17 protein-coding genes are annotated in these 19,721 nt (G+C 58.0%); 11 read left to right on the forward strand and 6 right to left on the reverse strand.

Going from position 1 to position 19,721, the window contains the following annotated elements; translation table 11 throughout:
• Positions 1–13 precede the first annotated feature (13 nt).
• The 7 genes from C1N58_RS15985 (at position 14) to C1N58_RS16015 (ending at position 6,881) form a co-directional block, all read left to right on the forward strand.
• A complete protein-coding gene (locus C1N58_RS15985) occupies positions 14–1,309 on the forward strand; it encodes an MFS transporter (RefSeq protein ID WP_006121627.1) in 1,296 nt (431 codons plus the stop codon).
• The gene (locus C1N58_RS15990; protein WP_394564328.1) at positions 1,306–2,787 is read left to right on the forward strand and encodes an FGGY-family carbohydrate kinase; all 1,482 of its coding nucleotides are present in this window, start codon (positions 1,306–1,308) and stop codon (positions 2,785–2,787) included. The genes C1N58_RS15985 and C1N58_RS15990 overlap by 4 nt, the downstream gene beginning before the upstream one ends.
• Complete coding sequence (ulaD, locus tag C1N58_RS15995; RefSeq protein WP_394564329.1) at positions 2,784–3,440, forward strand: 3-keto-L-gulonate-6-phosphate decarboxylase UlaD; 657 nt, start codon at positions 2,784–2,786, stop codon at positions 3,438–3,440. The genes C1N58_RS15990 and ulaD overlap by 4 nt, the downstream gene beginning before the upstream one ends.
• Complete coding sequence (locus C1N58_RS16000) at positions 3,437–4,297, forward strand: L-ribulose-5-phosphate 3-epimerase (protein ID WP_006121631.1); 861 nt, start codon at positions 3,437–3,439, stop codon at positions 4,295–4,297. The genes ulaD and C1N58_RS16000 overlap by 4 nt, the downstream gene beginning before the upstream one ends.
• Positions 4,294–4,992 carry an L-ribulose-5-phosphate 4-epimerase gene (gene araD, locus C1N58_RS16005; RefSeq protein WP_172913040.1) on the forward strand — a complete coding sequence of 233 codons (699 nt, stop codon included), beginning with the start codon at positions 4,294–4,296 and terminating at the stop codon, positions 4,990–4,992. The genes C1N58_RS16000 and araD overlap by 4 nt, the downstream gene beginning before the upstream one ends.
• A 34-nt stretch (positions 4,993–5,026) precedes the next feature.
• The gene (locus C1N58_RS16010) at positions 5,027–5,545 is read left to right on the forward strand and encodes a YagU family protein (RefSeq protein ID WP_033739091.1); all 519 of its coding nucleotides are present in this window, start codon (positions 5,027–5,029) and stop codon (positions 5,543–5,545) included.
• Positions 5,546–5,807: 262 nt separating this feature from the next.
• Positions 5,808–6,881, forward strand: coding sequence for an acyltransferase family protein (locus C1N58_RS16015; RefSeq protein WP_033739089.1), 1,074 nt, complete (start codon positions 5,808–5,810; stop codon positions 6,879–6,881).
• 118 nt (positions 6,882–6,999) lie between these two features.
• Here the strand turns inward: C1N58_RS16015 and iutA are convergent, their stop codons facing one another.
• From iutA to iucA, 5 genes are read right to left on the reverse strand one after another with little or no spacing between them, the layout of a single operon-like run.
• Positions 7,000–9,195, reverse strand: a complete 2,196-nt coding sequence (gene iutA, locus C1N58_RS16020) for a ferric aerobactin receptor IutA (protein WP_039339017.1) — start codon at positions 9,193–9,195, stop codon at positions 7,000–7,002.
• A gap of 27 nt (positions 9,196–9,222) precedes the next feature.
• The gene (gene iucD / locus C1N58_RS16025) at positions 9,223–10,557 is read right to left on the reverse strand and encodes an NADPH-dependent L-lysine N(6)-monooxygenase (protein WP_039339019.1); all 1,335 of its coding nucleotides are present in this window, start codon (positions 10,555–10,557) and stop codon (positions 9,223–9,225) included.
• Between the two features lie 3 nt (positions 10,558–10,560).
• Entirely contained in the window at positions 10,561–12,294 is a 1,734-nt protein-coding gene (gene iucC, locus C1N58_RS16030) for an aerobactin synthase IucC (RefSeq protein WP_394564330.1), read from the reverse strand.
• Positions 12,294–13,241: a N(6)-hydroxylysine O-acetyltransferase gene (gene iucB / locus C1N58_RS16035; protein ID WP_394564331.1), complete on the reverse strand. Its 948-nt coding sequence runs from the start codon at positions 13,239–13,241 to the stop codon at positions 12,294–12,296. The genes iucC and iucB overlap by 1 nt, the downstream gene beginning before the upstream one ends.
• Positions 13,242–14,966 carry an aerobactin synthase IucA gene (gene iucA / locus C1N58_RS16040; protein WP_394564332.1) on the reverse strand — a complete coding sequence of 575 codons (1,725 nt, stop codon included), beginning with the start codon at positions 14,964–14,966 and terminating at the stop codon, positions 13,242–13,244. It abuts the gene before it with no gap.
• Between the two features lie 132 nt (positions 14,967–15,098).
• Here iucA and C1N58_RS16045 point away from each other — a divergent pair, with 132 nt between their 5' ends.
• From C1N58_RS16045 to C1N58_RS16055, 3 genes are read left to right on the forward strand one after another with little or no spacing between them, the layout of a single operon-like run.
• Positions 15,099–16,304, forward strand: a complete 1,206-nt coding sequence (locus C1N58_RS16045; RefSeq protein ID WP_054634635.1) for an MFS transporter — start codon at positions 15,099–15,101, stop codon at positions 16,302–16,304.
• 15 nt (positions 16,305–16,319) lie between these two features.
• Complete coding sequence (locus C1N58_RS16050) at positions 16,320–17,210, forward strand: siderophore-interacting protein (protein ID WP_394564333.1); 891 nt, start codon at positions 16,320–16,322, stop codon at positions 17,208–17,210.
• 37 nt (positions 17,211–17,247) lie between these two features.
• The gene (locus tag C1N58_RS16055) at positions 17,248–17,679 is read left to right on the forward strand and encodes a GFA family protein (RefSeq protein ID WP_039339024.1); all 432 of its coding nucleotides are present in this window, start codon (positions 17,248–17,250) and stop codon (positions 17,677–17,679) included.
• A gap of 80 nt (positions 17,680–17,759) precedes the next feature.
• Here C1N58_RS16055 and C1N58_RS16060 read toward each other — a convergent pair whose 3' ends face one another.
• Entirely contained in the window at positions 17,760–18,638 is an 879-nt protein-coding gene (locus C1N58_RS16060; RefSeq protein ID WP_033739074.1) for a LysR family transcriptional regulator, read from the reverse strand.
• Between the two features lie 98 nt (positions 18,639–18,736).
• Between C1N58_RS16060 and C1N58_RS16065 the strand changes: the two genes are divergently transcribed.
• On the forward strand, positions 18,737–19,243 hold the full coding sequence (locus C1N58_RS16065) for a phenolic acid decarboxylase (protein WP_033739073.1): 507 nt from the start codon (positions 18,737–18,739) through the stop codon (positions 19,241–19,243).
• The last annotated feature ends 478 nt before the right edge of the window (positions 19,244–19,721 follow it).

The following is a 19,721-nucleotide window of genomic DNA, read 5'->3' on the forward strand; positions in this document are numbered from 1 at the left end:
GCAGGGAGGCACGATGAGCATCACCACAAGCGCTGTCAATCATGAAAAGGTCCCTGCACTGCGCTGGCTGCGGATCATTCCGCCGATTCTGATTACCTGCATCATTTCGTATATGGATCGGGTCAACATCGCCTTTGCGATGCCGGGCGGCATGGATGCTGAACTGGGCATCAGCGCCTCGATGGCCGGACTGGCAGGCGGCATTTTCTTCATTGGCTACCTGTTCCTGCAGGTGCCCGGCGGCAGGCTGGCCGTTTACGGCAATGGTAAACGCTTTATTGGCTGGTCGCTGCTGGCCTGGGCGGTGATTTCCATACTGACCGGCATGGCCACCAGTCAGTATCAGCTGCTGGCGCTGCGCTTTGCGCTGGGGATCGCCGAAGGCGGCATGTTACCGGTGGTGCTGACGATGATCGGCAACTGGTTCCCGGATGCGGAGCGCGGTCGTGCAAATGCCATCGTGATCATGTTTGTGCCGATCGCCGGGATCATCACGGCTCCGCTCTCAGGCTGGATCATTACCGGCTGGGACTGGCGCATGCTGTTCTACGTGGAAGGCGCGTTATCTCTGGTCGTGATGGCCCTGTGGCATTTCACGATCAGTAACCGCCCGCAGGAAGCGAGATGGATTTCGCCAGCCGAAAAACACTATCTCATCACCACGCTGCATAACGAACAGCTGATGATCAAAGGGCAGAACGTGCGCAACGCCTCGCTGATGCGCGTGATGCGCGAACCGGTTATGTGGCGGCTGATTCTGGTCAATTTCTTCTATCAGACCGGCATTTACGGCTACACGCTCTGGCTGCCCACCATCCTGAAAGGACTGACGCACGGTAATGTGGAGCAGGTGGGCTTTCTGGCCATTCTGCCCTACGTCGGGGCAATCGTCGGCATGTTTCTGTTTTCTGTTTTGTCGGACGCGACCGGACGGCGCAGGCTGTTCGTGGCGCTGCCGCTGGCCGGCTTTGCGCTGTGCATGGCGCTGTCGGTGTTACTGAAAGCGCATATCTGGTGGTCCTACGCGGCGCTGGTGGGCTGTGGCGTCTTTATCCAGTCTGCGGCGGGCGTGTTCTGGAGTATTCCGCCGCGCCTGTTTAATGCCGAGGTGGCTGGCGGCGCGCGCGGCCTGATCAACGCGCTGGGCAACCTGGGCGGCTTCTGCGGTCCCTACATGGTGGGCATTCTGATGGCGTTTTACAGCCGGGATGCCGGGGTTTACAGCCTTGCCATTTCACTGGCGATTGCCGCCCTGCTGGCGATGACGTTGCCCGCACGCTGCGATTCCCCTCAACAGGAGGCATTATGAAACGCTGGCTGGGACTGGACTGTGGCGGCACCTTTATTAAAGCCGGGCTGTACGATATACAGGGCCGCGAGCTGGCCGTCGCCCGGCAAAACCTGCCGGTTGTTGTACCGGAACCGGGTTATGCCGAACGCGATATGACGCTGCTGTGGCAACAGGCGGCAGCCGTCATCCGTGAGGTGCTGACCACCAGCGGCGAGGATGCGGCGTCGGTCGCCGGTATGGGCATTTCCGCACAGGGTAAGGGGCTGTTTCTGCTGGACAAACAGCACCGCCCGCTGGGCAACGGCATCCTCTCCTCCGACCGCCGCGCCCTGAGCCTTGTGCAACAGTGGCAACGGGAAGGCTTGCCGCAGAAACTCTATCCGCTGACCCGGCAAACGCTGTGGACCGGCCACCCGGTGTCGCTGCTGCGCTGGATCAAGCTGCATCAGCCACAGCGCTATGCGGCGATTGGCAGCGTCATGATGGCCCATGACTATCTGCGTTTCTGTCTGACCGGCGAGCGGGCATGCGAAGAAACCAATATCTCTGAGTCCAATCTGTATGACATGCAGGCAGCCGACTGGTCGCCTGCACTGGCAGAGATGTCAGGTATCCCGGAGATAATATTGGCACTGCCGCCGATTATCGGCCCGACGCAGATTGCGGGCTATGTCACCGACGGAGCCGCTGCCGAATGCGGTCTGCTGCCCGGTACGCCCGTCGTGGGCGGCCTGTTCGATGTGATGTCAACAGCGCTGTGCGCGGGCCTGAATGATGCGACGCGCCTGAACGCGGTGATGGGAACCTGGTCAGTGACCAGCGGCATTACCGACTGCATCAGCGATGAAGCAGACTATCCCTACGTTTATGGTCGTTATGCCATTGAGGGTCAGTACCTTATCCATGAGGCCAGCCCGACGTCGGCGGCCAATCTGGAATGGTTTTGTGACCAGTGGGGCATTAAGGACTACAGCCAGCTTAATGCGTGGGTAGCAGCGCTGGCGCCCGCCAGCAGCAGTGTGCTGTTTCTGCCTTTCCTGTATGGCACCAATGCCAGTGCCGATCTGCACGGCAGCTTTTTTGGCCTGCAGGCAGGTCACACGCGCGCCCATCTGGTTCAGGCCATCTACGAAGGCGTGGTGTTCTCACATCTGACGCACCTCAACCGTATTCTGCAACGTTTTCCTCAGGTTACCGCCCTGCGTCTGAGCGGTGGGCCCACGCGCTCTGCGCCCTGGATGCAGATGTTCGCCGATGCCAGTGGCCTGACGGTTGAGGTTCCGCAGATCAGTGAGAGCGGCTGTCTGGGCGCGGCGCTGGTGGCGTTAACCGGCACCGGGGCTTATGCCTCACTGCAGGCGGCCCAGCAGGCCCTGGCCCCTGACATCGTGTGCTGGCAACCGGACAGCACGTGCTATGACCGCTACCAGCAAAAGTATCAGCGTTATCAACATCTGATTCGCGTCCTTCGTGACGCCCAGGGAGACCTGCCATGAGCCTGCCCTTACTCCAGCTGGCGCTGGATCACACCACGCTGGATGCCGCGCTCAGTACCGCCCGGCAACTGCATTCGCATGTCGACATTATCGAAGCCGGTACGCTTTTGTGCCTGAGCTGCGGTGTTGAAGCCGTACGTCATCTGCGCCAGCAGCACCCGGAAAAAACGCTGGTCGCGGATTACAAAGTGGCGGATGCCGGCGGCGCCCTGGCGGAGATGGCTTTTGCGGCAGGGGCTAACTGGATGACGGTGATCTGTGCCGCGCCGCTGGCAACCTTTGCCAGCGCACTGGCGGTGGCGCAGCAGTACCAAGGGGATATTCAGATCGAACTGTTTGGCAACTGGACGCTGGATGATGCCCGGCAGTGGCGAAAGCTGGGTCTGACCCAGGCTATTTATCACCGTGGACGGGACGCACAGGCCAGCGGGCAACAGTGGAATCAGCACGATCTGGATACCATGAAAGCCTTATCAGACCTGGGTTTTGCCCTGTCCGTCACGGGCGGTATCACCCCGGATGACCTTTCTCAGTTTCGCGATATCGATGTGAAGGCGTTTATTGCCGGCCGCGCCCTGAGCGATGGCGAGAACGGCATTGCATGCGCCACCGCATTTCACCGGGCCATTGGCCGCCATTGGGGGACAGTATGAAACGCCTGCACCCGTTAGGGATTTACGAAAAAGCCCTGCCTGCGAATCTCACCTGGCCAGAACGTCTCGCGCTGGCCAAAGCCTGCGGGTTTGATTTTGTGGAAATGTCGGTCGATGAAACCGATGAACGGCTGGACCGGCTGAACTGGAGCAAAGAGCAGCGCCTGTCGCTGGTCAACGCGACCATCGAAACCGGCGTCACCATTCCTTCCCTGTGCCTGTCCGGCCATCGCCGCTTTCCCTTTGGCAGCCACGATCCGGCGATCCGCCAGCGCGCAGACGATCTGATCGATCAGGCCATCCAGCTGGCGAAAGATGTGGGGATCCGCACGATTCAACTGGCGGGCTATGACGTCTACTACGAACCGCATGATGCAGGCACGGTCGCGCGGTTTGCCGAGGGCTTGTCACGCGCAGTGCAGCGCGCAGCAGCGGCGCAGGTGATGCTGGCGGTAGAGATCATGGATACCGAATTCATGAACGCCATCAGCAAGTGGAAAGCCTGGGAACAGCAGCAGGCTTCTCCGTGGTTTTCCGTTTATCCGGATGTGGGCAATCTCAGCGCCTGGGGCAATGACGTGACTGCCGAACTGACGCTGGGCATTGATCGCATCGCCGCCATTCATTTGAAAGATACCCAACCGGTCACCGCCCATTCACCGGGGCAGTTCCGCGATGTGCCCTTTGGTGAAGGCTGCGTGGATTTCGTTGGCGTGTTTCGCACGCTCAAAGCGCTGAATTATCGCGGATCGTTCCTGATTGAAATGTGGACCGAGAAAGCCGAGGAGCCGGTTGCCGAGATCGTACAGGCACGGCGCTGGATTGAACAGAAAATGCAGGAAGGAGGCTTACTATGAGCATTGCCATGATGAAAGAGCAGGTGCTGGCGGCAAACCTGGCGCTGCCGCGCCACCATCTGGTGACGTTTACCTGGGGCAACGTCAGCGCCGTCGATCGTGCGCAAGGGCTGATGGCGATTAAGCCCTCCGGCGTGGAATACGACGGCATGACGGTGGACGATATTGTAGTACTGGAACTGGCAAGCGGCCGCGTGGTGGAGGGCACGAAAAAGCCTTCATCGGACACGGCCACCCATCTGGCACTCTATCGGGCCTTTGAGGACATCGGCGGCATTGTGCACACGCATTCGCGTCATGCCACCATCTGGGCGCAGGCGGGCCAGGATCTGCCAGCCTGGGGCACCACGCACGCTGACTACTTCTATGGAGCCATTCCCTGCACCCGACTGATGACGGAGGCCGAAATTATTCACGATTACGAGCACAATACCGGCGAAGTGATTATCGAAACCTTCCGCTCACGCGGCATCAGCCCGACGGCCATTCCCGCCGTGCTGGTTAATGCTCACGGGCCGTTTGCCTGGGGGAAAGACGCAGATAATGCCGTGCATAACGCAGTCGTGCTGGAGGAAATCGCCTATATGGGGATTTTTTCCCGCCAGCTGACGCCTGATATCACCCGAATGCAGCAGCCGTTACTGGATAAACACTTTCTCAGAAAGCATGGAGCAAACGCCTATTACGGCCAGTAATTCTCTTCTTTTTATTCAGCGGGAGCGGTGAAAAATGAAAACAGGGTTTTATCTGACGTCCCCGGCCGATCGGCATTACGGTGCGGCGCTGTGGGCAGGGTTTTGGGGCGGTAACGTCGCCAGTTTTGTCAAATGGGGCACGGAGAATCCGTTTCCGCCCAGAACGCCGGACAGGGCAATTCCCCCCGCGGAGATGCTCCAGGATATGGGAATCAATGTCAGCAACCTGGTCTATCACTATTCCGGTCATGTGGTGAACTGGGGCGTGGCCGGTGTTCATCACCTGTTCTCGATTTTCTTCGCCCTGCTCTACTGCGCCCTGGCCGAGATTATCCCGATCATTACGCTGGGTCAGGGCGTGGCGTTCGCCCTGATCATTACCGTGGCATTTCACGCCGTGATCCTGCCCATAAACGGCTGGGCACCGCCCTTATGGCACCTGCCGCTGGCGGAAATTGCCTCGGAAACGCTGGGACATATTCTGTGGATGTGGACGATAGAAATCTTCCGGCGCGCCCTGGGTGGACACGTATCGCCGCGCCGCGCTGCATGAGTCTGTTGCGCACGTAAGTTATCAATTTTGGTTAAGAACCCTCTGAAATGCTGATGGCGCACTTTTCTCCTTGTGCGCCTAACAGCCTCGATTGCCGCGCTTTATTCAGCAAAAATACGCTATCGTTTTGAAATGTATTTTTCTGCCCGATAAAAGGCGGTTGACCATTGTTAAGTCATTTTTACAATACGGCCTACGCTTAACCGTATCGGCTCGCCCGCGCGACTGCCGCTAATGAGTCAACCGACAGGCTGTAACATTCATGAAAATCGTCTCAATCCAGTATCTGCGCGGCCTTGCTGCGTTACTTGTGGTACTGGCGCACAACTCATCGCTGTTAGAGGGTCACTGGACCCGACACATTCCAGGCGCGCTGGGCGTGGACGTGTTCTTTATTATCAGCGGCTTCATCATGACCTTCATTACCCATCAGTTTAACGAAGCCCCGACCTCATTCATGGTGAAACGCTTTTTCCGCATCTGGCCGGTCTTCTTTGTCGTCTGGCTGTTGTCTTTCGCGGTGGTGTATCACGATCGCTCTCTTCACGATATGTCCTGTGCGCTCTATTTCTGTCTGCAGGATTACAGCAGCGCCGGACCGACGTTTGGATTCAGCGCGTTAGGGCCGCCCTGGACGCTGTCTTACGAGATCCTGTTTTACGCCGTTTTCACCGTAGCGATGTGCATCAACTACCGCTATCGCAGCTACCTTTGTGCACTAATTTTCATCGTCTCCAGTGTGGGATTTCAGCTTTACTACAACGGCAGTTTTGACTTTTCCTCACAGGTTTCGCCGCATCTGACGGTGACGCACTGGTGGCAGGCGTGGATTAAGTTAATCAGTAACACTATCTGTATGGAGTTCATCCTGGGGATGCTGCTGGCAGAATTGCTGGTGAAGCGTAAGCTACCGGAACTGGATAACAGAATGCGCCGACTGCTTCAGGCAGGGCTGGTGCTGGCGGTCATTACCGCCCTGATTACAGGACCTCAGCCCTTTGGCCTGCACGGCGGTTTCTGGCTGGCCGCCGCCATCATGATCATGACGGTGATGCTGAGCTACCGTGCCGACACCGGTCACAACCGTACGCTGATTTTCCTGGGGGATATCTCATATTCGCTGTATCTCATCCACTATCCGCTCATGGTACTGCTGATGAACAGCCTGGCAGATAAAGCCTGGACAGATAACCTTATGATTTTCGTACTGTCGGTCAGCGCCAGCGTGGCGCTGGCGTCGGTAATGTTTTTCTACATTGAAAAGCCCGCCATCAAAGCAGGTAAGCGCGTCGCCCGCTGGTTGTCTGCTCCGCTGACGCTGCATCGCAGTTCGTAATCCGGTAAACACAGTGGCCTGAACCGGTCACTGTGTTTGTTGTACTCAAGACGCTGCCAGGAAAACGGGCACGCGGGTGTGAGGCTTGCCCGGCGCAACACCGGCCAAGAATACCGACTCAGAACAGCACGGAGTAGTTCAGACCAAACGTCCGTCCCCGGCCTTTGTACTGATACAGCGACGGTGAACCATAGGTCGGGCTGTAGTACAGCGGCGCGCGCTGGCCCCATACCGTGGTGTAATCACGATCCAGCAGGTTTTCCACGCTGAAGCTCAGCTTGCCGACAGGCAGTTCATAGCTGCCAATGAAATCAACAGTGGTGTAGCCGTTGATGTTGTAGCCCGCGTCGTCGCTGAGATTAAACGAGGTAGTGCTCTGCACCTTCAGGCTCCACGGATCCGGCGACCAGCCAACATAGGCGGTCGCTTTCGACGGGCTGGCCACTTTCACGTCATATTTTCGCCAGCTGCCATCCACTTTGGACTCGGTTTTGAGCACGTTGAAGTTTGCTCCGGTGCTCCAGTCGGTGTCCGGGATAAAGTAATCCACGGCACCTTCCACCCCGTAAATGCGGCGCTTATCGTCAACCACGCTGATCGTCAGGTCCTGATTCTGCTGCACATTCTTGTCTGACAGCGAGTAATAGGCGCTGAGTTGCGTACGCAGATTATCGCCGGTATAGCGCCAGCCCAGTTCCCATGAATCGACTTTGATGCCCTGCAACTTGCTGGCATCCACATTAACGCTGTTGGTCAGCGGGAGATTGCCGTTAACCGCCCGGCCATAGGTGCCGCGCCCGTAATATTTGCCTGGATCGGGCAGCTCAACGCCCTGCGAGAAGTTAAACCAGGCCTGCTGCCGCGCCGTGATATGCATCAGGATACCGGCGTTATACAGGAAGTTATCGTAATCGGTAGAGCCGCCTGGAATCGCATCGGCCGAGCGCGCGGTACCGTTGGCAATCGCCTGCTGCTGAGCGTAACCGACGAAATCATCCACCTTGTTTTCGGTGTACTGATAGCGCACACCGCCACTCAGCGTAAACGTCTCATTGATGTCGTAGCTGGACTGCAGGAAGGTCGCCAGATTAGTAATGTCATAACCCGGATAACGGCCCGTGGTGTAGATGCTCTGGTTGTTCAGCCCGCCCGAGGCGGCCGACTGGCCCAGATCAAAGAACATCTGGTTGGAACTGAAACGCTCATGATCGGCGTCTACGCCGTAGGTCAGCTGCAGCCCATCGACCGGCTTACTGGTGATCGCCAGCTTACCGCCGTACTGATCGGTGTTCTGCTCTGAGGAGGACAAACTGGTGACGCGTCCGCCGGACACCGTGGGGAACGGATAAAACGCCAGTGACTCGTCCCGGTAGTAAACCTGCCCCACCAGCTCCTGACCAAGAAAATCAGTATTGGAGTACTGCAGGCTGACCAGATGGCGTTCGGTGCCGGGAAGACGGTCGGAGTTCAGCCCTTTGCGGGTGTACGCGGTGCCTCCGCCCGTTACTGCGGAGAAGTTACGCCCAAGATAGAGGCCATAATCGTCATCGCCCTGACTTTTGTAGTACTGCGTGACCAGCTGCAGTTGCTGGTGGTCATCAATCTCCAGCGTGCCGGTGCCCATAATATCCAGACGATCGGAATACTGCAGGCCCGTCTGGGTATTGTCCATCAGCAGTGAGTCGCCCTTGCCATCATACCAGCCGCCAAACTTTTGGTAGGCAACGGACAGGCGTCCGGAGGCACGATCGGTGCCGCCGGAGAGGGCAGCCGCCACGCGTTCATCATGGTCTTTGCTACTGTTGAATCCGGTTTTGGTGCCGGTTTCAAACTCAAACTGGGTCCCTGGCTGGCCTTTTTTGGTCACGATATTGATCAGGCCACCGGTACTGCCGCCGCCGTATAGCGAGGTGGAACCGGAGATCACTTCAATATGATCGATATTAAACGGATCGATGGAATCCAGCTGACGGCTGTCGGTACGCGAGGAGTTAAGGCGTACGCCATCTACCAGCACCACAATAGCGCGACCACGCATGTTCATACCGTAGTTGGTGCGGCCCTGGCTACTGACGTCCAGGCCCGGTACCAGTTGTGCCAGCGCATCTTTAAACTCTTTTCCGCCCTGGACCTGTTGCTCCAGTTCGGCCCCTTCAATCACCCAGGTGGTCTGTGCCATTTCCGCCACGGTGCGGTGCGTACGGCTGGCGGAGACAACCATTTCATTCTCACTGGTTTGCTGTGCCACCGCCGGTGCCATCATGGCTAATAACAGCGGATTAAGCAGCCAGATATTTTTGTTTTTAGTCTTCATCGTCGTTCCTGCATGCGAGGTTAAGGTTTACCCCAAGGACTCGGTATAGTTTTGAGTGGATGCAGCACCCTGCTGCGGTTTTTCCCGGCTCGCGCTGCGCCACTGAATCAGGGCAGGCGGCGTGCTGAGATCGAATAAATCACGCCCCAGCGCGCGATTCAGAATACGGGCGGAACGCCAGGCCATCAGGCTGAGTTGCGGTTCAGCGATGCCGTGCGTTTGCATACTGGCGTTGACCGCAAAGATGTTAGTGTCCCTGGGTCCGTTCCACTCCAGCGTGAAATCTTCGCGCACGCTGAACGTGCACTCGTCTTTCATGGTCAGGCGGCTCATCAGCGGTGACAGTAGCTCGGGCAACGCCGGGCGATAACCGGTGGCAAAAATCACCACATCGCACTCAATCAGGTCATAACCCTGATCGAGCTGATGCTGTAACTGCAACTGCCAGCATTGCTGATGGCGGGTCAGTTCCACCACCGAGCGGCTGGGAAGCAGATGCGCATTGCGCGGCTGCCCCAGCACCTCAAAGCGATGATACAGCTCGCGATAAATCGTCAGCAGCGACGCTGCCGTAATGCCATCCGAAGTCATCTTTTGCTCATCCAGCATGGTCTGGCGCGCCTTCTCACTCAGGCCGACAAAGCTGGATACGTACTCAGGGGTGAAATATTCATTGGCAAAGGCCGCTTCATCCAGCGCGTTAAAGTTATTGCGGCGCGACACCCAACTGACATTCGCCGGTTCACCCCACTCTCCCCGGAAGGCGTTCAGGAACAGATCGGCACCGCTCTGCCCTCCGCCAATCACGGCAACGCGTTTGCCGCGCAGATCCGGCTTGCGCAGGCTCATCTCACTGGCGTGGAAACAGGTCGCACTGATGCGGTTGACGCACGGCGGCAGATAGGGCTGTTTACCAATACCAAGACAAATATTGCGTGCGTAGCGCTCACCGTCATGGCTGTGAATCACGAAACGCTGTTTCGTGTCGTCAAACTCGATGCGCTCCACCGTGTGATTAAAGTGCAGGTTATCCATGCCCTCGGCGGCCCAGCGCAGATAGTCAGAAAACTCATCCCGCGATACGGTTCGCAGCTCTGCCGTCATAAAGCGGTAGAATTTCTTACGCTTCACAAGATAGTTCACAAAGCTGAACGGGCTGGTGGGCGCAACTGCCGAGACCAGATCTTTTAAGAACGAGGTCTGCATATGGCAGTCCGGCACCAGCATGCCGGGATGCCAGGCAAAATCCGGCCGACTGTCTAAAAACGCACTGGTAAAACCCTCGGCTTCGTGTGCCAGCGCCGCGATACTCAGGTTGAACGGGCCAATACCGATGCCAATAAAATCAACAGTGTTTGTCATGATTCAGTCCTTGGTGACCAGCCACAGCGGGTTTTGCAGATTTTCCAGGTAAGTGGGCAACATACGGCTCCCGCCATCCTGATCGGGCCAGGTGAGCTTTACCGGGTTCAGCACGACGCGAATGATTTGTGGCTTGAAGAGGGAGAAAAGCGCAAAGCGCGCCGACAGCTGCGGGTGCGCCTGCATGTAATCGCTCAACACTGCGGCAAGCAGTTGGTAAAAGCGCCGCTCGGGTACGCCAAGGCGCGCCATCAACGGCGAAATAAAACGCAGAACCGTAACAAAATGTCCGGTTTGCAGGTCATGAATCAAATAGTCCGCGCTCAGGCGGGCCGTGACATCACAGACCGCCTGAGGCAGAGAGGCCATCTCGGGAAAATCGTCCTTCACCAGCCGCATGTCGCCCTGAAAATCCTTCAGCAGGACGCGCTGCGGAATACTGTCTTTCATCGCCAGGGTAATATTTTGTCCGTGCGCGATCAGCGCCACGCCGTAACGGCACAGCAGGTGATACAGCGGCACGACGACCACGCGAAACATCTGACTGAGCCAGGCCTCGGCGCTCAGGCCCGAGCGGGCAATGTAGGCACCGATAAGCGGCTGTCCCTGCTCATCGCACTCCATCAACGTCGCCATCAGAATCGGCGTTTCGTCCTGATGCAGCCAGCGCGCAGGATTTTCGCGCCAAATCACGCCCAGCATTTCCTGGTAGCGATAGGGGGCTTCGGCCAGCGCGGCGTAACCTTGATGAGCGACATAGCCTGCGGCCGGTTCGCCCAAAATCACCGCCCCGCTTTGCTGCAACGTTGCATCAGTGGCAAAGACATGTTGTAACCAGCGCGAGGCCAGCGGGCCCGCCGCGATGTATTTGCCAGGAATGCCGCGATAGCAGGAGGTGTTGTAGATCGTCAGCGGCAGTTTGATATCCAGTCCGCCCTGACGGCTGGCATTGGTCAGCGTGCGCAGTGACTGCTGTGCCAGCCACCGATCGCCAAACTCGCCCAGCGAGACCATTTTGCCGGTGGCCAGATCCGCGACAAAATCGAGTGCGATTTTTTGCTGCCATTGCCAGGGATGAACCGGTAACGGCAGCCAGCTGTCGTCCAGTCCCTGTGCCTGCCAGGCCTCGGTGAACCGGGCGTATTCGCCGTCATCCATCGCGGCATGCAGCAGTTGCTGGATGTCCAGCGCGCTGTCGCAGCGCCAGACCAGATGCTCACGCTGAACCGCCAGCCAGTGCAGGCGGAACGTGTTCAGGTATTCCGGGGCGTAGCGCGCCAGTGCCGCCAGTCCCCAGCCGCGTCGGCCTTTGTTGAAAACAAATTTGGGATGGCCGCTGAGCAGGCACTGCAGGCGGTCGGCATCCAGATCGATAAGCGCGTCCGCGCTCATTCCCTGACGCGCCTGCATAAGCTGAAGATCGCCGCGCAAGGTGGCGTAGAGATCCTGCATATGCTCCGCTACCGTGGCATCGCTCATCGACAGCACCGGCTGTAACTGGCAGAGCAGGGTCTGGGCCAGTACCGGCGTATCCGCACAGCGCAGGCTTTGCGCATCGATCCATAGCCAGCCCCAGATGCCGCGTTCGGCGGTAAAGTGCCACTCAGCGCCCGGCAGGCTGATGCAGTAACGGTTATCGCCCTGCGCCTGGGCCTGAAAGACCTGCTCGTACTCCAGCTCGGCCAGCATTTTCGCCACCAGCTGACGGTTCACGGTTTCCCATGCGTGCGGATTCATCACAGGCCCACCTCGCTGAAGAAGCGGGCACGCCGGGTCATCACCAGGCGAGAGCGCTTGTGAGGGAAGTCGAACTCTTTAACGGTGGCATAGCCCGCAGGTGCCAGATGACGGAACAGGCGCTGATTATCAGCGCGTGGCTCCAGCACCAGGCGCTGGGTGTGCGGGTTATCCAGGAACAGGTAGTGGCTGATACCGCACAGCCAGCTCTGCACATAGTGCGGTCCGCGCCACTGCGATTCGCCCACCAGCAGGTGCAGGCCGCGGTCATACGGCTGCCAGCTGTAGTGGCGTCCGATACGGTCTTCGGCGGCCCAGTAGATTTCAAAGTAGCTGAAAGGCGCATCATCAAAACAGCCAATCAGCGGAAAGGCATAGCTGCTGGTGAGCTGGCGTTGCAGGTAGGCGGTCTGCACTGCCAGCGATCCGCTCTGCTCCCAAAAATAATCCACGCGCGGATCGTTCATCCAGCGGGTGAACATCTCGGCATCCCGCGCAGGATCGGCCACGCGGAAACTCAGCGTCCGGCGCACACGCGGATCGTAACGGCGATAGACTTCGCCTTGAGGACGCGGCGGACGCTGGGGGAAGTAAATCTCACGTTCGGCATCAAAGACCATCTCGCCGGACGCCTGCTGACGCGGCGTGGACAGCCACAGCGGCAGTTGCCAGAACGCCTCGCGGTGCACGATATCGCTTCTCAGCGCGGCAAACAGGGCCAGCGCCTGCGGCTCTTCCCGCCATTCGGCATAGGGCAACACAATGGCGGAAAGCGACGGGGCCGCGATAAACATCTGATCCAGCGCATCACGCAACCAGCCTTCGGCAAGCGGACCGGTATAATGCAGGACCGCACTGTTGTCCTGTCCCCAGCCCAGATTCAGGGCCTTACCAGACTTCTCGCAGCGCAAACCGTGGCCACTGTGAACAATCGTTGCCTGAGACATTTAGCGCTCCTGGGACAGAAGGGGATTGGTGAAGTTGAAGTAGATTACCGACGGATCGACGATGGTGTTTTCGTTGTGATCGTGCAGGTAACAGAAGAAGTTGCCTTTCACATTCCAGTGCGGACTTTCCAGCACGTAATCGAGACAGTCCGTGTGCGTGACCTCGCAACGCAGCGCAGACAGCGCATCACGTACGCGCGCCATCAGGTGCGTTTCGCTGTCCATGCCCGCCGCGCCCAGTGCCGCCGTGACCGCGAACGTGGAATTCACTAACAGGTAATAGGGGAAATAGCGCAGCAGCTGTTCGCGGCTAAAGACGTTTTCTGCCTGCGCTTCGCCAATCTCATCCAGCCAGCCTGCGGCGTGCGGCATAAAGGCGCTGCCCTGGCAATCGCGATAGATCAGGCCAACCGGCAGGTCTTGTGCCATTTCCACCAGGATATTTTGCTGATGCGCTAACAGCACCAGTCCGTAATCGGCTTCGGCCGTAAACAGCGGTTTCAGCACCTGCTGGCAGTATGCGTCCACCCAGGCATGGGCGGCCTGTTGTTCGCTGATACGCAGGCGCTGGCTCAGGCGCTTAACCGCCGCCGTCAGCAGTGCGTCGCCGCCGTCCGGCGCGGACTGCGTCAGGGAAACCAGCACGTTGGTCTGACTCTGCGGTTGGTCGACAATCAGGTTTTCACGCAGTGCGAACAGGCTCTCTTCCCTGATCGTGCCCTGCATATCACGCAGCCCGGCCCAGCCGTCTTCCTGCATCACACGAAACGTCGGGAAACGCGCCTGCATCGCCTGCCAGCGCGCGGTCTGCGCCAGCCGCGCCAGCCGCATGCCGCGTTTGACTTCTTTCACCGATAAAGTGCGGACGGAGTTAGTGAGTCGCACGCTCAGCGAGAACTTGATCATGTCACGACTGGTCGCGCAATAGAGCGAGCGTGATGACGTGGTGGGCAGCCAGGATGTTCCCGCCTCACCCAGATCCTGTAGCACTCCTTTCTCCATCAGTTGCTGACACCAGCTCTGCTGCAGCAAATAGTCCGCCTGCCAGGGATGCAGCGGGAATAACCACCGCTGGTCCGTCAGCGCATGCAGCAGCTGCGGTGCGTTCTCGGCCGCAAAACGCGTCAGGCGCTGCTGTAAGTTCAGTTTCAGGCTGTCGCCCGCCAGATAGTCTTTATCCACCGCGAACCAGCGCAGCGGAAAATGCGGGGCAAAATCGGGCAGGTAGCGTCTGGCCTGCTGCGGCGTGAAAGGTTCGTGCGATTTGGGGGCAGGATGGAAAGCGTGCCCGACCAGCAGCGCCTGTTCGGCCTCGGCAAAATTGAGTGCGTTTTCGCGCAGGCCGCCCCAGTCATGACGGGACGCCGCCGCTTCGCGGGTGTGGGCATGACTTTGCATTACGCGCTGGTAAAACGCCTCGCAGCCTGCGACGGGCAGCGCGTGCTGGTGTTGTAACTTATCGACAATCAGCCTGGCGACGGTTTCAAACGCCACCGGTTGGCTGCCACGCTGCGTCACCAGCCGGGCCGGAAAGACAAAACGGTGGTGCTGCGTCGGAGAAAAGTAAGCCACCTTAAAGTGTAAGGTCTGCTGTTCATCCAACGGGATCGTCAGTTCGGCGGGGTCACCCTGGCTCAACTGCCAGTCCCTGGTTTCACGGATCAGGGCGTTCAGGAAGCATTGTGCCGCCACGTCCCAGGCCCCGTCATGCGTTGATTGTATCATTATCAAACAATTTCCAGTCGTTATGATAATGCGAATTCTGCCGATAACAGTTCTCATTATCAACGACAATTGTTAGAATTGGCAGAATAAATTTTACAAATACATACAACAAAGATACGGGTTAGCAACATCGTGACATCTCCTGAACTGGCCATGACGCAAAAAAAAGCGTTAGCAAACTGGCCTTTAGCCATCAGCGCCGGGTTGCTGGGTGTGGGACAAAATGGCCTGCTGGTCGCGATTCCGGTGCTGGTTGCTCAGACCAGCCTGAGCCTGTCCGTGTGGGCAGGACTGTTAACGCTCGGCTCCATGTTGTTTTTGCCCGCGTCGCCGTGGTGGGGAAAGCAGATTGCCCGTCAGGGAAGTAAACCGGTGGTCCTGTGGTCGCTGGCCGGTTACGGCACCAGCTTTTTGCTGCTCGGTCTGGGCTGTGCGCTGCTGTCTGTGCAGGCCGTCAGCGCACCGATTGGATTAGGCATATTAATTATTGCCCGGGTTTTTTATGGTTTGATGGTATCGGCCATGGTGCCCGCCTGTCAGGTATGGGCGCTGCACCGGGCGGGCGAAGAGAAGCGCATGACGGCGCTGGCGACCATCAGCTCCGGCCTGAGCTGTGGCCGACTTTTTGGCCCCCTCTGCGCAGCCGGAATGCTGGTGATTCATCCGCTGGCCCCGCTGGCGCTGTTGGTGGTGGCGCCGCTGCTGGCGCTGGCGCTGTTGCTGCCGTTACAACGTTTGGCCCCGCAGCCAGCGGTGACGCGTAAAAACGCCCGCCTGCGCCCTCATTGCCTGCCCTACCTGTTATGCGCCCTGCTGCTGGCGGCCACCGTCAGCCTGATGCAACTGGGGCTGTCTCCGGCGCTGGCCCGACAATTTGCCGGGCAGACGGCGGCGATAAGCCATCAGGTTGCCTGGCTGCTGAGCGTTGCCGCCATCGCGTCGCTGAGTGCGCAGTTTCTGGTGTTGCGTCCGCAGTTACTGACGCCGCTTTCACTGCTAATCAGCGCCGGGATCCTGATGGCGCTGGGCCTGGGCATGATGCTGACCACGTCGCTCTGGCTGTTTTATGTCGGCTGTGCCGTGATGTCGTTCGGTGCGGCGCTCGGCACACCCGCCTATCAGTTGCTGCTCAACGACACGCTGGCAGACGGCGCCGGAGCAGGCTGGATCGCCACCAGCCATACGCTGGGCTATGGCTTGTGTGCCCTTCTGGTGCCAGTGATCACGCACTCGCACGGCGAAGCCGCGCTGATTGCCGCCGCACTCACTGCCGCCATGCTCTTTATTGCCCTGTCGGGGCTGATCTGGCGTTCACGATCAGCCTTATCGGCTCATTAACCACAAGGAACGACGATGGCTGACGTCCCTGCTTACCGCCTTTTTGAGGTCAAACTGGCCCGCAAACATCACCTTTCACCTTCGATGCTGAGCCTGGTGTTTAACGGGCCCGACGTGGCACAGATGAAATCGGATGCGCCCGACCAGCGGATTAAGATTTTGCTGCCTGCCGAAGATGGCAGTCTGCCCGACCTGCCCAATAACGATGAGTGGTACCAGACGATTCTGTCGCTGCCCAAAGCGCAGCGGCCGCTGCTGCGCACCTATACGCTGCGCCATCTGGATGCCCAACGTGAGGAGCTCACCATTGAGTTTGTCAGCCACGGTACAGAAGGTCCGGCCTCGGCTTGGGCCATCAACGCGAAACCGGGCGACAGCCTGGTAATCGTTGCGCCGAATGCGGCGTTTGAGGCCGACAGCGGTGGCTATGAATGGACGCCGCCAGACGGCCTGCGCAATGCGCTGCTGATTGCCGATGAAACCGCCTTGCCTGCCGCGAAAGGCATTCTGGAATTGCTGGCCCGCCAGCCCCATCCGCCCCGGGTTCAGGCTTTTTTTGAGGTGCCGGATGCTGAGGATTGCGTCGATTTACAGGCGTACGCGTTTGCCGACATTGTGTGGTTGCCCCGCAAACCTGCGTTTGCTTCACATGGTGAATGCCTGATCGCGGCAATTCAGTCCCAGGTCAGCGTACCCGATGGCGGCCAGCAGCAGGCCGTGCAGGAAGAGGAAGACGGTGAGTTACTGTGGGATCGTGCGCAGGCGCGCAGCAATGAATTTTACGGCTGGGTGGCCGCCGAATCGACCGTCGTGAAACTGCTGCGTCGCCATCTGATTGGCGAGCGCGGCGTTGATCGCGAAGCGATTAACTTTATGGCGTACTGGGCCAAAAAGCGGGCACACTAAGCGTCTTCTTAAGCGCATTTTATTCAGGGAAGCCAGCATGATTTCAGGACGTTGTTTATGCGGAACGGTGGTATTCAGGCTGACACAAAAGCCCAGTCATTTTTACCGCTGCCACTGTTCGCTGTGTCGTCGCCAGACCGGCACGGGCCATAATCTGGCGACGATCGTTAATGCAGACCACTTTCGCTGGTTGGCCGGTGAAACCTTTATCGCCAGCTGGCGTCGCCCGCAGGGATACCGCAATGACTTCTGCAGGAACTGTGGATCCACCGTGCCGAACGACTTACGTGACCGGCCGCTGATCTGGCTGCCGATTGGCCTGCTGGATGACGATCTTGATCTGCATTGCGCCGGCGACTATTGCCTGGACGATGCCCTGTCGTGGAGCGGTCATCCGGTTGAAAACCGCCATCAGCAGGCTCCTGACTCGCTGGATGCCCTGCTTCACGCCCTGCACGTCACACCATAAATCCAGTCCGCCGCGTAACTGGCACACGAAAACTGACGCCGGGTGCCGTGGCGGATCGTCTGTCCGGCCCGTGGCGCCCGTTACGGTACGTCCGTTTGCGGTGCCGTTTTCAACAGGTCAAGCAAGGTCGCGATGGGCGGATCCAGCATGATAATGTCTTTTTTAATCAGCAGATGCAGCGTGGTGGCGCGGCGCACACCATGCCGAAGCGGCAATATCTTCAGGATGCCCTGTGCCAGTTCGTGACGGATGCGCTCCTGCGGAATCCAGCCATAGCCCACCTGATGCATTACCGCTTCTACCGCCGCGTCAATGGTTGAGAAAGACCAGTAATCGCCACTGCTGCTTTCATTCTGCACTGTAAAATGTTCGCGATCCGCAATGCGAATCAGCGGATACCGCGCCAGTTGTTCCTCATCCAGGTCTACGCCGCATTGATGCAAGGGGTGATCGCGGTGCGCCACCGCGACAAAATCCACGTTCATCAACCACTCGCCCCGCCCGGCCATATCCTGACGCTGGGTTACCACCATCACATCGGCCTCAGCATAATCGGTATCGGTTTCGAGCACTTCGGTGAGATTAATTTGCGTGTGTGGGTGGCGTTGCTGAAAGGTTTTCAGGACAGCGAACAGGCGGCGGCGCGGAAAGATGCTGTCCACCACCAGATCCAGTTTGGTTCTGACGCCGCTGCGTATGGCGCCCGCATACGCCTCCAGCGAATGAAACGCCTTAAGAAGCGGCCGCACCTGCGCCAGCAGCAATTCACCGGCGGGCGTAAGTACCGCTTTGCGCCCCTCAATGTGCAGTAAGGTGATGCCAATACGCTGTTGCAGCATGGCAAGATTGTAACTGACTGAGGACTGGCTGCGGTTGGTCAGGTCGGCGGCTTTTGCAAAGCTGCCTTCTTTCATAACCTTATCCAGCAGGCTCCATTGTTCCAGCGTGGTTTTATGCATCATCAATCCATTTTTTGAATGATTTTCATCATAAATTAGCGTTTTTAATTCATAAAGTGAATGACTAAGCTGGGTTCACCAACAGAGGAGAACGAAAGATGAGCAGCTTCGACAAACACAATCTTGACGGTTTCACAGGTAAACATCTGGTTTATACCTACGACAACGGCTGGAATTATGAGCTGTACATTAAAAACGAAGACACCATTGATTATCGTATCCACAGCGGGATGGTGGGTAATCGCTGGGTCAAAGACCAACACGTTTATATCGTCAGAGTCGCGGAAAATAGCTATAAAGTGTCCTGGACCGAACCTACCGGCACCAGCGTCAGCCTGATTGCCAACATGAGCGACAAGCTGTTCCACGGCACCATTTTCTTCCCACGCTGGGTCATCAATAATCCTGAACGTACCGTCTGTTTCCAGAACGACCATCTTGACGAAATGGCGAAATACCGCGATGCGGGCCCAACCTACCCAATCGAAGTGATCGATGAGTTTGCCACGATTACCTTTGTACGGGATGCCGGAAAAAATAACGAAGACGTGATTGCCTGCGCGGCAAGCGAGCTGCCGGCGAATTTCCCTGAAAACTTAAAATAGTCACCAGGCAGGAAAGGGGCTAAGCCCCTTTTTGTTCACCAAGACGCACACAGCAATACGATTCCGCCAATGCAATCTGGCCCGGTTGATCTTTACTGGCGGTTATCCCTGACCGGTTCCTTTCCCTTATCACGCCTCTTTTATCCTGTCCGGACATTCACCTCTGTCCGTACCCTCTCCCCGTACACCTGGCGCAAAACAGATCTGTGCACAGAACTTTTATGTGCCTCACACGAAGCCGATTGATAAAGACGGCAGATGCCGTCATCCTGCTTTAAAAGCCGGTAAGCACAGTTCGTCAGCTGTGTGAAAATAGCCTGTGACAGTCGTCAGCAGAAGATATTGCCCGGCCACCGCAGCGCGACCACGTTATTTGCGCTGAGGCGCATGGCGTTGCAGGTAAAGCGCAATCGCGGTCGTTCACCTGAGAGCGACGGTGAACGCTAGCTGGAACAGGGCGTGTTTAAAGCACGCATTG

The sequence above is a fragment of the Pantoea sp. SGAir0180 genome (genome assembly GCF_043546245.1).

What these genes read in the sequence shown, in the direction of transcription:
- C1N58_RS15985 (WP_006121627.1), top strand. Translation starts at nt 14, where the DNA reads ATGAGCATCACCACAAGCGCTGTCAATCATGAAAAGGTCCCTGCACTG.
- C1N58_RS16050 (WP_394564333.1), top strand. Translation starts at nt 16,320, where the DNA reads ATGGCTGACGTCCCTGCTTACCGCCTTTTTGAGGTCAAACTGGCCCGC.
- C1N58_RS16000 (WP_006121631.1), top strand. Translation starts at nt 3,437, where the DNA reads ATGAAACGCCTGCACCCGTTAGGGATTTACGAAAAAGCCCTGCCTGCG.
- araD (WP_172913040.1), top strand. Translation starts at nt 4,294, where the DNA reads ATGAGCATTGCCATGATGAAAGAGCAGGTGCTGGCGGCAAACCTGGCG.
- C1N58_RS16015 (WP_033739089.1), top strand. Translation starts at nt 5,808, where the DNA reads ATGAAAATCGTCTCAATCCAGTATCTGCGCGGCCTTGCTGCGTTACTT.
- C1N58_RS15990 (WP_394564328.1), top strand. Translation starts at nt 1,306, where the DNA reads ATGAAACGCTGGCTGGGACTGGACTGTGGCGGCACCTTTATTAAAGCC.
- C1N58_RS16010 (WP_033739091.1), top strand. Translation starts at nt 5,027, where the DNA reads ATGAAAACAGGGTTTTATCTGACGTCCCCGGCCGATCGGCATTACGGT.
- iucC (WP_394564330.1), bottom strand. Translation starts at nt 12,294, where the DNA reads ATGAATCCGCACGCATGGGAAACCGTGAACCGTCAGCTGGTGGCGAAA.
- C1N58_RS16055 (WP_039339024.1), top strand. Translation starts at nt 17,248, where the DNA reads ATGATTTCAGGACGTTGTTTATGCGGAACGGTGGTATTCAGGCTGACA.
- ulaD (WP_394564329.1), top strand. Translation starts at nt 2,784, where the DNA reads ATGAGCCTGCCCTTACTCCAGCTGGCGCTGGATCACACCACGCTGGAT.
- iucA (WP_394564332.1), bottom strand. Translation starts at nt 14,966, where the DNA reads ATGATACAATCAACGCATGACGGGGCCTGGGACGTGGCGGCACAATGC.
- C1N58_RS16060 (WP_033739074.1), bottom strand. Translation starts at nt 18,638, where the DNA reads ATGCATAAAACCACGCTGGAACAATGGAGCCTGCTGGATAAGGTTATG.
- iutA (WP_039339017.1), bottom strand. Translation starts at nt 9,195, where the DNA reads ATGAAGACTAAAAACAAAAATATCTGGCTGCTTAATCCGCTGTTATTA.
- C1N58_RS16065 (WP_033739073.1), top strand. Translation starts at nt 18,737, where the DNA reads ATGAGCAGCTTCGACAAACACAATCTTGACGGTTTCACAGGTAAACAT.
- iucB (WP_394564331.1), bottom strand. Translation starts at nt 13,241, where the DNA reads ATGTCTCAGGCAACGATTGTTCACAGTGGCCACGGTTTGCGCTGCGAG.
- iucD (WP_039339019.1), bottom strand. Translation starts at nt 10,557, where the DNA reads ATGACAAACACTGTTGATTTTATTGGCATCGGTATTGGCCCGTTCAAC.